The sequence below is a fragment of the Flavobacterium sp. genome, assembly GCF_040402895.1.
Taxonomy (GTDB): domain Bacteria; phylum Bacteroidota; class Bacteroidia; order Flavobacteriales; family Flavobacteriaceae; genus Flavobacterium.
The window spans coordinates 18,225-31,357 of sequence record NZ_JBBALR010000008.1; the positions used below are offsets into that span (position 1 = coordinate 18,225).

At 28.6% G+C, this 13,133-nt stretch carries 12 protein-coding genes; 10 read left to right on the forward strand and 2 right to left on the reverse strand.

Annotation, left to right across the window (positions count from 1 at the left end; all coding sequences use genetic code 11):
- Positions 1-24 precede the first annotated feature (24 nt).
- Genes ABWP60_RS07980 through ABWP60_RS07995 form a run of 4 tightly spaced genes read left to right on the forward strand, consistent with a single transcriptional unit; the run spans position 25 to position 5,027 of the window.
- Complete coding sequence (locus ABWP60_RS07980; protein ID WP_353151002.1) at positions 25-2,913, forward strand: serine hydrolase domain-containing protein; 2,889 nt, start codon at positions 25-27, stop codon at positions 2,911-2,913.
- Positions 2,914-2,915: 2 nt separating this feature from the next.
- Positions 2,916-3,377, forward strand: coding sequence for a DUF1801 domain-containing protein (locus ABWP60_RS07985; protein ID WP_353151005.1), 462 nt, complete (start codon positions 2,916-2,918; stop codon positions 3,375-3,377).
- Between the two features lie 58 nt (positions 3,378-3,435).
- Positions 3,436-4,569 carry an N-acetyl-alpha-D-glucosaminyl L-malate synthase BshA gene (gene bshA / locus ABWP60_RS07990; RefSeq protein ID WP_353151008.1) on the forward strand — a complete coding sequence of 378 codons (1,134 nt, stop codon included), beginning with the start codon at positions 3,436-3,438 and terminating at the stop codon, positions 4,567-4,569.
- A 5-nt stretch (positions 4,570-4,574) separates the two neighbouring features.
- Entirely contained in the window at positions 4,575-5,027 is a 453-nt protein-coding gene (locus ABWP60_RS07995) for a protease complex subunit PrcB family protein (RefSeq protein WP_353151011.1), read from the forward strand.
- Here ABWP60_RS07995 and ABWP60_RS08000 read toward each other — a convergent pair.
- On the reverse strand, positions 5,020-5,859 hold the full coding sequence (locus tag ABWP60_RS08000) for a hypothetical protein (protein WP_353151014.1): 840 nt from the start codon (positions 5,857-5,859) through the stop codon (positions 5,020-5,022). The two genes, ABWP60_RS07995 and ABWP60_RS08000, sit on opposite strands and share 8 nt — an antisense overlap.
- 76 nt (positions 5,860-5,935) lie before the next feature.
- On the opposite strand from ABWP60_RS08000, the gene aroC reads away from it, so the two are divergent.
- From aroC to ABWP60_RS08025, 5 genes are all read left to right on the forward strand, one after another.
- Complete coding sequence (gene aroC, locus ABWP60_RS08005) at positions 5,936-6,991, forward strand: chorismate synthase (protein ID WP_353151016.1); 1,056 nt, start codon at positions 5,936-5,938, stop codon at positions 6,989-6,991.
- 109 nt (positions 6,992-7,100) lie between these two features.
- The gene (locus ABWP60_RS08010) at positions 7,101-7,271 is read left to right on the forward strand and encodes a hypothetical protein (RefSeq protein WP_353151019.1); all 171 of its coding nucleotides are present in this window, start codon (positions 7,101-7,103) and stop codon (positions 7,269-7,271) included.
- Positions 7,268-7,414 carry a hypothetical protein gene (locus ABWP60_RS08015; protein WP_353151021.1) on the forward strand — a complete coding sequence of 49 codons (147 nt, stop codon included), beginning with the start codon at positions 7,268-7,270 and terminating at the stop codon, positions 7,412-7,414. The genes ABWP60_RS08010 and ABWP60_RS08015 overlap by 4 nt, the downstream gene beginning before the upstream one ends.
- Positions 7,415-7,978: 564 nt before the next feature.
- Positions 7,979-9,535, forward strand: a complete 1,557-nt coding sequence (locus tag ABWP60_RS08020; protein WP_353151024.1) for an ArnT family glycosyltransferase — start codon at positions 7,979-7,981, stop codon at positions 9,533-9,535.
- Complete coding sequence (locus ABWP60_RS08025; RefSeq protein ID WP_353151337.1) at positions 9,535-10,254, forward strand: glycosyltransferase family 2 protein; 720 nt, start codon at positions 9,535-9,537, stop codon at positions 10,252-10,254. Before ABWP60_RS08020 ends, ABWP60_RS08025 begins: the two co-directional genes overlap by 1 nt.
- 79 nt (positions 10,255-10,333) lie before the next feature.
- Here ABWP60_RS08025 and ABWP60_RS08030 read toward each other — a convergent pair whose 3' ends face one another.
- On the reverse strand, positions 10,334-11,098 hold the full coding sequence (locus ABWP60_RS08030; RefSeq protein WP_353151027.1) for a response regulator transcription factor: 765 nt from the start codon (positions 11,096-11,098) through the stop codon (positions 10,334-10,336).
- 799 nt (positions 11,099-11,897) lie between these two features.
- Between ABWP60_RS08030 and ABWP60_RS08035 the strand changes: the two genes are divergently transcribed.
- Positions 11,898-12,974: a tetratricopeptide repeat protein gene (locus ABWP60_RS08035; protein ID WP_353151032.1), complete on the forward strand. Its 1,077-nt coding sequence runs from the start codon at positions 11,898-11,900 to the stop codon at positions 12,972-12,974.
- Positions 12,975-13,133 lie beyond the last annotated feature (159 nt).

The following is a 13,133-nucleotide window of genomic DNA, read 5'->3' on the forward strand; positions in this document are numbered from 1 at the left end:
GGTTTTTTTATTTATTTAGATTTCATGAAATACTATATATACATTACATTATTCTTAACCACTTTAGGTTTTTCCCAAAATAAAATCAACACGCAATCCCAACAAGTTTGGGTGGATAGCACCTATAATTCTCTTTCTTTTGAAGAAAAAGTAGGGCAATTGTTTATGATTGCAGCCTACTCTAATAAAAACGAAGCTCACGCTCAAGATTTAGATAAATTGATTACCAAATATAAAGTGGGTGGATTGATATTTTTTCAAGGCGGTCCTAATCGTCAAGCCAAATTAACCAATCGTTTTCAAGCACAATCAAAAATTCCAATGCTTATTGGTATAGATGCTGAATGGGGTTTGAGTATGCGAATAGATTCTACACATACTTATCCATGGAATATGACTTTGGGCGCAATTAAAGATAATTCGCTACTTGAAAAAATGGGAATGCAAATGGCGGACCAATCGAAACGCTTGGGTATTCATTTTACTTTTGGTCCCGTAGTAGACATCAATACCAATCCCAAAAACCCAATTATCGGAAATCGTTCTTTTGGAGAAACCAAAGAAAATGTAGCTGAAAAAGCAGTAGCTTATGTCCGTGGTTTGCAATCTTATGGCGTTTTTGCTACGGCTAAACATTTTCCTGGTCATGGTGATACGGCTACCGATTCGCATCATGCTTTGCCTACCGTAGATTTTTCAAGAGATAGAATTGAGGAAGTGGAATTATATCCGTATAAAGAACTTATTAAAAATGGATTGGCTAGTGTTATGGTAGCCCATTTAAACGTACCAAGTATAGAGTCTCGCGAAAATTTCCCATCCTCATTATCGGAAAAAGTAGTAACGGATATTTTAAAAAATCAATTAAAATTTGAAGGTTTAATTTTTACAGATGCCTTAAATATGAAAGGTGCTAGTAATTTTAAACAACCTGGTGATATAGATGTAGCTGCTTTTTTAGCCGGTAACGATGTGTTGTTATTTGCAGAAAATGTTCCTGTTGCGATTGAAAAATTCAAAAAAGCGTTTGCAGATAATTTATTTACCGAAGATCGATTGGCACATTCTGTAAAGAAAATATTAAAATATAAATACAAAGCCGGATTAAATAATTATTGTCCCGTAGAATTTGAAAATTTATATACTGATTTAAATAAAAAGGAATACAAAGCATTAAATTTAGAAATGTTTGAAAGTGCTATTACGGTTTTAAAAAATGAGGACGAAATTATTCCAATCAAAAGACTTGATAAAGAAAAAATAGCCTATGTAAAAATTGGTGACGGAGATGCCACAACATACATAGAAAAACTTAAAGAATACGCTCAAATTGATGTTATTGAAACTAAAAATTTAGATTCACTTTTAGTGGAAATTGATGCGTATTCTAAAGTAATCGTAGGTTATCACAAACCAGAAGGTATTTGGAAGAAAAATGAAATGACTTTTAATGAAATCAATTGGATTGATAAAATTTCAAAACATAGTAAAACCATTGTTACGTTTTTCACAAAACCCTACTCTTTATTAAGAATTCCGACTTTTGAAGAAACGGAAGGCTTAATTGAAGCCTATCAAAACAATGCAATTTCTCAACTTGTAGCTGCAGAAATTTTATTTGGTGCCAAAGAAGCTAAAGGTATTTTACCTGTATCTATTAAGAAAAACTTTTGTGAATCAGATGGATTGAAAACTAAAAACCTTAATCGATTAGGTTTTGCTTTTCCGGAACAAGTGAATATGAATTCGGAGATATTGGCTAAAATTGACACTATTGCCACAACTGCTATCAAAAATAAAGTAGCACCAGGGATGCAAATATTGGTGGCTCGTAAAGGAAAAGTGGTATATAGAAAAGCGTTTGGTTCTCCAACTTATGATACCACTAAGCAAGTAAAAAATACGGATTTATATGATTTAGCTTCGCTAACTAAAGTATTGAGTACGCTTCCAAATTTAATGAAAGATTATGAAAAAGGGAATTTTTCATTCAACAGTACGTTATCTCAATTACTTCCTAATTTTAAAAATTCTAACAAAGCAGATATTTCGGTTTTAGATATGTTAACGCATCAAGCCAAACTACCAGCTTGGACACCATTTTATATAAAAACGTTAGATTCATTAAAAAAACCAAGTCAAAAATATTATCAAACTACACCTTCTGATGACTATCCGTTTAAGGTGACTACTAATTTATTTTTACGAAAAGATTATAATGATACAATAATAAATATCATTAAAGAATCGCCGTTATTGCCTTCTAAACAATATAAATACAGCGATTATGCTTTTATTTTATTTAAAGAATATTTAGAGAAACTTCATCATAAAAGCTTGGATAAACTCTCCGATGATAATTTTTATAAGATGTTGGGCGCCAATAATACGTCATATAATCCGTTAGATAAGTTTGAATTATCAACTATAATGCCTTCAGAAATTGATACGTATTTTAGATACGATACCATTCAGGGTTATGTACATGACATGGCTGCTGCTATGCAAGGCGGCGTTGGTGGGCATGCAGGATTGTTTTCTAATTCGCTAGATGTGGCTAAAATTATGCAAATGTATTTACAAAAAGGAACGTATGGCGGCCATTCTTATTTTTCAAAAGATACGTTTGATGCATTTAATACTTGTTACTTTTGTTCAACTGGAAATAGGCGTGGCGCCGGTTTTGATAAGCCTCAAATAAGTGGCGAAGGTCCTACATGTGGATGTACTTCAAAATCTAGTTTTGGGCATACAGGTTTTACTGGAACCATGGTTTGGGCAGACCCTGAAAAAGACTTAATTTATATCTTTCTATCAAATAGGAGTTATCCAGATGGAAATATTAATAAACTCTCAAAATTAAATATAAGAGAAAATATACAGAAAGTAATTTACGAATCGATAACGGATTAATTATGACTTCAGCTGCAAAAACTGTGGAAGAATATATGAATAATCTTCTAGAAGATAGAAAAAAACCAATGCAATTGCTACGAAATACCCTAGTTAAAAACATACCTAATGGTTTTGAAGAGGGAATGAATTATGGTATGATTGGGTATTATGTTCCGCATACAATTTATCCGAAAGGGTATCATTGTAAACCTGCTGATCCACTACCTTTCATCACATTTGCATCCCAAAAAAACAGCATCAATTTTTACCATATGGGAATATATGCTAATAAAGATCTTTATGATTGGTTTGTGGCGGAATATCCAAAACATAGCACACGCAAATTAGATATGGGAAAAAGTTGTATCCGATTTAATAAATTCGATGAAATTCCGTTTGAATTATTGGGTGAATTGGTTACAAAAATTTCTGTGGCAGAATGGATTGCTATTTATGAATCGGCATTTGTTAACAAAAAATAATAGTATAATAAATATCAATTCTATACAAAATGGATTTGGTGTTTCAATATAAAAATAAATGAAAATAGCAATGGTTTGTTATCCTACCTTTGGTGGGAGTGGCGTAGTGGCTACAGAGTTAGGCTTAGAACTAGCAAAAAAAGGACATGAAATTCATTTCATTACCTATAAGCAGCCTGTGCGATTATCATTATTAAATCCAAACATTTATTTTCATGAAGTAAATGTTCCTAACTATCCATTATTTCATTATCAGCCTTATGAATTGGCCTTATCTAGTAAATTAGTAGATATGGTAAAATTATATAAGATTGATGTATTGCACGTACATTACGCCATTCCGCATGCGTATGCAGGATATATGGCAAAGCAAATGTTAGCCGAAGAGGGTATTTTCCTTCCCATGATTACAACGCTTCATGGTACTGATATTACGTTGGTTGGAAATCATCCGTTTTATAAAAGTGCGGTTACTTTTAGTATTAATAAATCCGACTTTGTAACTAGTGTTTCTAATAGTTTACGAGAAGCTACGTATCGTTTGTTTGATATTAATAAAGAAATTCATGTCATACCCAATTTTATTGAAATTGAAGAAACACATTTAGATGAAAAATCGATTTGTCAGCGTTCTGTTTTGGCTTCGACGAATGAAAAAATAATCACACATATATCTAACTTCAGAAAAGTAAAAAATATTCCTGATGTTGTGAAGGTTTTTTTCAACATTCAGAAAGAAATCCCATCCAAATTAATGATGGTTGGAGAAGGACCTGAGAAGATAATTGCTGAGAAATTATGTGAAGATTTAGGCATTTCGGATAAAGTAATTTTCTTTGGAAATAGTAACGATATTAATCAAATTTTAAAATATTCCGATTTGTTTTTATTGCCTTCTGAAACCGAAAGTTTTGGTTTGGCAGCGTTAGAAGCCATGGCATTTAGTGTGCCAGTAATATCTAGTAATTCTGGTGGAATTCCGGAAGTAAACGAAGAAGGTGTTTCAGGTTATTTAAGTGCTGTTGGCGATGTAGAAAGCATGAGTAGAAACGCAATTTCTATTTTAAAATCGGATGCTAAATTACTTCAGTTTAAGAAAGCGGCTTTTGAAGTAGCCAAAAAATTCGATATTAAAAATATTCTTCCTTTATATGAAGATTTGTATTACAAAGCTATTAATTTAGATTCTTAATTATTATGAATAAGTTTAAAAAAATGATTTCTTTATTTAGTATTTGTATGTTGTTTCTGTTTTGTAAACCCGCTCAGCAAGTTGTTGTGATAGAAAAAGATCATTATGAAGTGGTGTTTAAAAGTCAAATTGGGGGAAAGAAAGAAAAGTCTACACAAGTAATTAAAAATTATGAAGAATTTAATGCATTAATTACCGCTTTAAATATTGGCGAAGAATCTTTTGGTAAGTTGTTAGCAATTGATTTAGAAAAGCACGATCTCGTGGCTTGTTTTTTAGGAGAAAAAAGCACGGGAGGGTATGATATTGAAATTGCAGATGTGCTTTTTACAGACACTACTGCACAAATTATCTTAAAAGAAATTACTCCCGAAAAAAATGAAAACGTAACCAATGCATTTACTTCACCTTATCTTTTTGTATTAGTACCTAAAAACAAAACAATTTTAGTTAATTAACGTTATAGGTATCTAAAAATTCTTCTTGAACTTGTGTAGTAGTCACTGGCAATCCAATTTGAGCTGCTATGGTAGCGTTTAAGCTAAAATTGGTATTTGTTTTTGTGTATACAACACCAATGTTTTTAGACAGATACTGTGTGCTTACAACCACATCTTGTTGCGGTAAAATATTCACAGTTATAGGAAATCCTGCAATAGTTTGTGTTGATGTTATTTTTAAATTCACCACAATTTTAGTAGATTTTACATTCGGATATACATCATTATTTGGAGAGGTATAAGACGCGAAACTTTCTCCACCAATTGATCTTAATCGGTATTCAACTGTAATTGGTAAATTGCTTATGGTTTGCTGAAACGTGCCTGTTTTTTCAGATAAAATTTCGCCATTTGTAGCATTTTCTTTAAAAATAATAAAATCAGTTACACTTAAATCAACTCCAGTTGGTAATGTTATACCTTGTAATACACTTAAATTTCCAGTTAAAAGTAATTTTCCAGCTTCTTTTCTTACATTATTGTTGTTTAATGATGAACAATAAAAGCCAGTTGCGATATTATTTCTGTTTTTAAATTTTTTATAGGTGTGTACCCCAACTGTTTCATCACCAAAAATATATAAAGAATCTCTTGTATTCGTTAGTCCAACTACATCATATGTCCAGTAGTTTCCAGTATTTAATGGTATAGCATCTGTAAAAGTAGCCGTATTATTAGGGTTGTTTGGGTTGTTTGGGTTATTTGAGTTGTCGTCAATAGTACTTTCTAAACCTTCTACAGCACAAGACACTATACTTAAACTTAAAATTGCAAATAATATTTTTTTCATTTTATAAATTTTTTGCTAATATAAAAAAAACATTCAATATTTTTGTATAAATTAATAATTGCTTAAAAAATCTGAAATGGCAAATTCAATAGGAACACGTTTTATATTAACAACCTTTGGCGAGTCGCACGGCTTGGCTTATGGAGGAATTATAGATGGCTGCCCTTCTAATATTACTATTGATTTAGCTTTTGTTCAATCAGAATTAGATCGAAGAAAACCTGGGCAATCTAAACTGGTTTCTCAAAGAAAGGAAAGCGATACCGTACAATTTTTATCTGGAATATTTGAAGGAAAAACCACAGGGACACCAATTGGATTTTTGATTGCAAACGAAAATCAGAAATCGCAAGATTATGATCAGTTAAAAGATACATACCGTCCCAGTCATGCTGATTTTACATACGATAAAAAATACGGAAATAGAGATTACAGAGGTGGCGGGAGAAGTTCGGCAAGAGAAACAGTAAATTGGGTAGTGGCTGGCGCTATTGCGAAACAAATTATACCGGAGATTAAAATTAACGCCTTTGTTTCATCTGTTGGAACCATTTATATAGACAAACCTTACCAAGATTTAGATTTTACTAAAATTGAAAGCAATGCCGTTCGCTGTCCGGATGAAGCCACAGCTGCTAAAATGGAAAACTACATCACCGAAATAAAAAAACAAGGCGATACTGTTGGAGGCACCATTACTTGTGTAATACAAAATGTACCCATTGGTTTGGGTGAACCGGTTTTTGATAAATTACAAGCCCAATTGGGTAAAGCCATGTTGTCTATAAATGCTGTAAAAGGTTTTGAATATGGTGCTGGATTTTGTGCTGCTGAAATGAAAGGCAGCTCCCACAATGATTTATTTAATGAAGATGGAAGTACCAAAACCAATTTATCGGGGGGCATACAAGGCGGTATAAGTAACGGTATGGATATTTATTTTCGTGTAGCTTTTAAACCTGTTGCTACGCTTTTACAACAACAAGAAGTGTTAACCCAAGATGGAAAACTTTTAGACCAACAAGGTAAAGGCCGACATGATGCTTGTGTAGTACCTAGAGCAGTGCCTATTGTAGAAGCTTTAGCTGCTATGGTATTGGCTGATTTTACTTTGTTAAATAAATCATCTTAGATTTTACTTAAAAAGACTGATTTTGTTTTTTTTATTAAAGAATCACAATTTTTTAACATAAATATCAAAATAAAATATTAATTTTATAAAATAAATTAAATCAAAAAAAATGAAGGAATTTGTTCTAAAATGGTATCCGGTAATATTAGCATTTATTTGTATGTTATATTCAATTACATTAGGTTTGTTAGGTAGACATGATGAAGCCCTATATTCTGCGCATTGGCCAGGTACTATATTATTATTTGCATTAGTAATTCGACAAAGAAGATCATCATGAGTATAGGATTTTTTATAACAGGTGGAATCATTTTTATAGTTTATGTTTTTTTTACCATGTGGAATATTTTTTATTCTGGTAAAAAACAAAGAGAAGAAAATTATCCCACTCTAAAAGACGAGAAGAACAATAAGAAAAAATAATTTTTATTTCATTCTTCCATTTTCGCTACGCAAAGTATCCTGACTTTGTAACAAGGCAACTTATAGACTAACAAGTTTTGAGGTTGCTAATTTGTTCGTGTACTTCCAAGAGCATTACCTTTTTTTACATATTTTAAATTTAGTTACTAGTTTTTTTATTAAAAAAGGTCTTTCCACTTCTTCTGAAAATCCTATGCAGTATACTTTAAGTAAAATTATCTTATTTGGTTTGAATAAAATTTCAAGAAAAAAAACATCAATATAAGAGTGACTGTTATTGCTACTTAATTAATTATTTAAACTATTCATCTAATGAAAAGTTATTGTTTTTGAATCTTTACTAAATTGTTATGTTTTGTAATTGTAAATTTATTATCAATAGTATTAATTAGTTTAGCCAAAATTCTTAAATATAATTCTAAAAAATCATTAAATTTTTTGGATTTATTTATTAAAAAACAACTTTTTTTTGTGCGAAACATATTGAAACAATTTTCTAATATTGAAAAGCTACTATTTATAACAATCGTAGTTATTTACATCAATAATCTTTTTATTGATATAATGAAAATTGATGCAGCTCAATATGCTTCAATTGCGTTTGAAATGTTAACAAATAATTCGTTTTTACAAATCACAGACATGCAGGCGGATTATTTAGACAAACCACCGCTTTTATTTTGGATTTCTAGTGTAAGTATGGGGCTTTTTGGAGTATGTAATTTTGCATACAAAATTGGAACATTTTTGATGCTTTTACTTTCCTTAATTGCTATTTACAAAATTTCTATCCGATATTATAATCAGGAAACTGCAAAAAATGCAACACTTATTTTTGGAACGTGTCAAGCTTTTTTTCAAATGACAAATGATGTTAGAACAGATGGATTATTAACATCTAGTGTCATAATTTCTATTTGGTTTTTGGTAGAATATTTTTTTACAAATAAAATAATATATTTATTTCTCGGTGCTTTATTTACAGCATTTGCGATGATGTCTAAAGGGCCAATTGGACTAATTGCTGTTTTAATGCCTATTGGGTTGCAACTACTTTATAAAAAAGATTGGAAACATATTTTCAATTTTAAATGGATACTATTTTTACTGTTTATTGCTTTGTTATTATTTCCAATGTCTTATGGGTTGTATGTTCAATTTGATTTACATCCAGAAAAAATAATTAATGGAAAACAAAATCAAAGTGGTTTGTATTTTTATTATTGGTTACAAAGTTTTGGTCGCATAACAGGTGAAAGTGTATGGGATAATGGCTTACCATGGCATTTTTTTATAGGTTCTATAAATTGGGATTTTTTCCCTTGGATTTTTGTATTGTATGTTGGCCTATTTGTAAAAATTAGAGATTTACTAAATAAAAAATCTGAAAAATTATCAGAAATAATTACAGTTAGTGGTTTTATTCTTTTATTTTTTATGTTGTCCTTATCAAAATACAAACTCCCACATTATATTTTTGTTACACTGCCATTTGCTAGTATAATTTGTGCTAGTTATTTTGATAAATTTACTAGCATACATTTTAAAATTTGGGACAAAATATATTTTGCTTTTGGTTGTTTGATATTAGTTGTTTTAATTATTTATCCACTATTATTTTTCAAAGAATTTAATATTATTATTTTATTTTTAATAGTAATACAACTGGTATTACTCTATTTTAGAAATAAAATAAAATGGCATGGAATGATAAAATTATTAAGTTATGTTATTGTTTTGAATTTGTTTTTAAGTTTTGTTTTTTATCCAAAATTACTAACGTTTCAAGCAGATTCTATGGCTGGTAAATGGTTAATAAAAAATAATCCAACAGCTTTAGTTTATTTAATTGATGAAAAATCACACGCCTTTAATTTTTATACCAAAAACACAAAAAATCAAACCATAAGTATTGATGCAGTTGAATCTGTTAATCAATTCAGTTGGTTTTATATAAATGAAGAAAAACTACAAATGTTAGAACAAAAATATCGTATTGAGAAGAAAATAAAATTTTCAGACTATCCAATAACGCGACTGAAATTATCTTTTTTATTAGAGCATAAACGACCAAAATCTTTAAAATATTTTTATTTAATTCAATTAAAAAAAAGAACATAATTGTGAAAAAATTATCCATAATTATTCCTGCTTATAATGAAGGAAAAACCATCCATTTGATTTTGGATAAAATCAAACAAGTTAATTTACTACAAGATATTGAAAAAGAAATTATTATCGTTAATGATTTTTCTAATGATAATACTGAAGAAGCTATATATAATTATATTGAGCAAAATCCAAACATTCTAATTCAATATTTCAAGCACAGTTTCAATCAAGGGAAGGGTGCGGCACTGCATACAGGTATAAAAGAAGCAACGGGAGATTTTACCATAATTCAAGACGCGGATTTAGAATATGATCCGAATGAGTATAACTTATTATTAAAGCCTATTGTTGATGGCTATGCAGATGTTGTGTACGGCTCTAGATTTATGGGCGGTAATCCACATAGAATTCTATTCTTCTGGCATACGCTTGGGAATAAATTTTTAACTTCGCTATCTAATATCTTTACAAATTTGAACTTAACGGATATGGAGACTTGTTATAAAATGTTTCGCACCGAGAGTATTCAAAATATTGTTTTAAAAGAAAAAAGATTTGGATTTGAACCTGAAATTACCGCCAAAATTTCTAGAATACCAAAAATAAGAATTTATGAAGTAGGTATATCTTATTATGGTAGAACGTATGAAGAAGGAAAAAAAATTGGTTGGAAAGATGGATTTAGAGCGCTATATTGTATTGTTAAATATGGTTTATTGAAGTTGTAGAAAATTAAAACATTAATTAAATACCTTTAGAAAAATAGCAACAAATTATAATACTATTTATAAAAATTTTATTATGACATTATTTTATTTTTGAAAACTTTTTGGCTTTCATTTCATTTCTATATGTGTTTGGTGTTTTTCCAGTTTCTTTTTTAAAGGCAACAGAAAAATTACTGTAACTATTAAATCCTAAATCAAAAGCAATATTACCTATTGAGATATTTGTTTCTTTTAATAATATTTTTGATTTTTCAATTTTCTGTTGTAAAACATATTGGTAAGGCGTATGTTTTAAATGTTTTGTAAATACTCTTATAAAATGTTGCTCCGTCCAATTTGCTATTTTTGCCAAAGTTGAAATTTCTATTTTCTCTGAAATGTTTTCAGATATATATTCTATTACTCTTTTAATTATATATGGGTTTTCATCAAGAAATGGATTCGCTGAACTTCTTGTAATATCAATTTTTTTATATTTAAAATTATTTAATACAATTTCAACTGTAGAAATAATATCAATATTTTTAAAAGGTTTAATTATTATTCCATGAGGTCTAGTTTCTTTGATCTTATAAATTGTAGTTAAATCATTACTACCTGTGATATATATATACGGAACAGTATCATTCTTTAATAAATCTTTACCCAAATTAGTTCCGTCTAAGCCGCTTTTTAAATTCACATCAATTAATATAAGACTAAAGTCATTTCGATTTATTTCTGTTCTTGCCTCTTCAACGGAAGTAATTCCGATTAAACAATTATAACCGTTGCTTTCAAGAATTATACGCAAATGATTAGCAATTATTAGCTCATCTTCAATAATTAATATTTTTTTTTTCATTATTAATTTGCTTTTATCTTAGAAAAATTAGTCAAATACTTTACATCTAATAATTGTAATGTTTTTTTTAATTACTTTATAACAACCTGACAAAGTCAAAACCAACAGATTTATTTGTTTTATTTTATTATTTCATAATTTCTAATACTGAGGAATAATCATATATATAAACTTAGCAAGGATGATTTTATTACTTGGAATATCTCCTTGTAATCTTTCTACAAATCTATTATATAAAAAGCAATGTATGGTATTGATAATTAACATGGTATATTTAAAATTAACAAATTCATACTAATTATTATTATATTTAAATTAAGTTTCCGATACAGCATGTAAAATAGAAGTTTATAAGCGTATTCTTATTTATTTTTTTGCAATAATCTTTTGTGGTAATCCTAGTTAAAATGTTTTATAAAATTAACTTTTGTTAGATTTTCATTTCTAAAGTTAATAATTACAGAAAATGTTTTTGTTAATTAGTCTTATTTGAGTTAATTATGTTTTTGGCTGTTTTATTATTTTTTTTGTTTGTTATTTTTTTTATTTTTGAAGATGTTTAATAGATTATGAATGTACAAAAATTGTGTTACATTTAAATTAATTATTTTTCAATTATGTAAAACAATATCTAAAATAAGTACATATTACTTTTTTCAGAACACTTATTTTATTGAAAAATTCTAAATTCGCTTGCTTTTATTAATACTACATAAGTCAAATTAAATTAACCACTTAAATTAAAAAAAATGAAAAAGGCGTCATTTTTTTTATTATTAACTAAAATTTAGAATAGATTTTGAAAAAAGTAATTTTTTTTTTGTTCCTTGTTTTATTTACTTGTAATTGTATTTACGCTCAAGATGAAAAGAGAATAAATAGAATTTTAAAAAAAATAGAAAAAGAGCAAAACGACTCACTAAGGTGTGAGCATATGTTTGATTTGTGTGTTATTTACCTTTCAAAGGATATAGCCAAATACAAACACTATGTTCAGATTTTAAAAACAGATGCTCAAAAGAAAAACAAAAATAATGGCTTAGGCTTATATTCTTTATTAAATGCTTCATATTTGATTGCTTTAGGAGATTTTAAAGGTTCTGTTGTATATTCTAATAGAGCTTCAATACTTTTTACAAAGAATAATAATAAGCAGAAATATTTAGATGCAACATATTATAACGTGATTGCTAATTACTACCTTGGTAATGTTACTTCTGCTGAGAAAAAGGCAGAAAATGCTCTTGTAATTGCAAAAAAATATAAATTTTATGACCAAATTGCAGCATTACAGTATTTTATCGGTTGCAGTTATGCTAGAAAAAATCAGTTAGATAAAGCTTTACAAGCTCAAAATACCGCTGCTTTTTACTATGGAAAAATAAAAAATAATTTGGGAGTAATCAATTGCTACAACGAGCTGATTACTTTGTACATATATAATGAAAATTGGGATAAAGCTTCCGAATATTCTGATTTGATATTACAACTAGCAGATAAAACCGAAAATTTAGATATTCAAACAAAGTCATTATTATTTACAACTGTAGCTTCTGCATATAATGGTGCTAAATTGTATACTAAAGGATTAAATTATGCTTTAAAAGCAAATAAGATTAATTATGAAATAGGCAACCTTGAAATCATTGTTAATAATTTAAATGTTTTAACTGAAATTTATACTTCTTTAAATGAAACAGATTTGGCAATTAAATACTGCAAAAAAATAATAGAATATCCCGTTTCAGATAAATATAAAGTAGAAGCTTATAATTTGTTAGCAAAAAATTATCAAATTAGGGAGAATTACAAGTCAGCTTTGTATTATCAAACCAAAAGTGTTGATATTGTAAATACATTAAATAAAATCAGATAAAAGTTCAAGTGAAATTTACAGAAATTTTTATAAAGATTTAGCAACTATCCAGTATTTGCTTGGTGACTATTCTAATGCCTACAAAAATCTTTCAAAGTATACAGACTTAAATACTAAAGTAATTAAGAATGAAAAAAAGAATGATATAAATGCATTACT

Excerpts from the sequence above, each read along its gene's own strand:
- ABWP60_RS07980 (WP_353151002.1), top strand. The coding sequence starts at position 25 with ATGAAATACTATATATACATTACATTATTCTTAACCACTTTAGGTTTT.
- ABWP60_RS07985 (WP_353151005.1), top strand. The coding sequence starts at position 2,916 with ATGACTTCAGCTGCAAAAACTGTGGAAGAATATATGAATAATCTTCTA.
- bshA (WP_353151008.1), top strand. The coding sequence starts at position 3,436 with ATGAAAATAGCAATGGTTTGTTATCCTACCTTTGGTGGGAGTGGCGTA.
- ABWP60_RS07995 (WP_353151011.1), top strand. The coding sequence starts at position 4,575 with ATGAATAAGTTTAAAAAAATGATTTCTTTATTTAGTATTTGTATGTTG.
- ABWP60_RS08000 (WP_353151014.1), bottom strand. The coding sequence starts at position 5,859 with ATGAAAAAAATATTATTTGCAATTTTAAGTTTAAGTATAGTGTCTTGT.
- aroC (WP_353151016.1), top strand. The coding sequence starts at position 5,936 with ATGGCAAATTCAATAGGAACACGTTTTATATTAACAACCTTTGGCGAG.
- ABWP60_RS08010 (WP_353151019.1), top strand. The coding sequence starts at position 7,101 with ATGAAGGAATTTGTTCTAAAATGGTATCCGGTAATATTAGCATTTATT.
- ABWP60_RS08015 (WP_353151021.1), top strand. The coding sequence starts at position 7,268 with ATGAGTATAGGATTTTTTATAACAGGTGGAATCATTTTTATAGTTTAT.
- ABWP60_RS08020 (WP_353151024.1), top strand. The coding sequence starts at position 7,979 with ATGAAAATTGATGCAGCTCAATATGCTTCAATTGCGTTTGAAATGTTA.
- ABWP60_RS08030 (WP_353151027.1), bottom strand. The coding sequence starts at position 11,098 with ATGAAAAAAAAAATATTAATTATTGAAGATGAGCTAATAATTGCTAAT.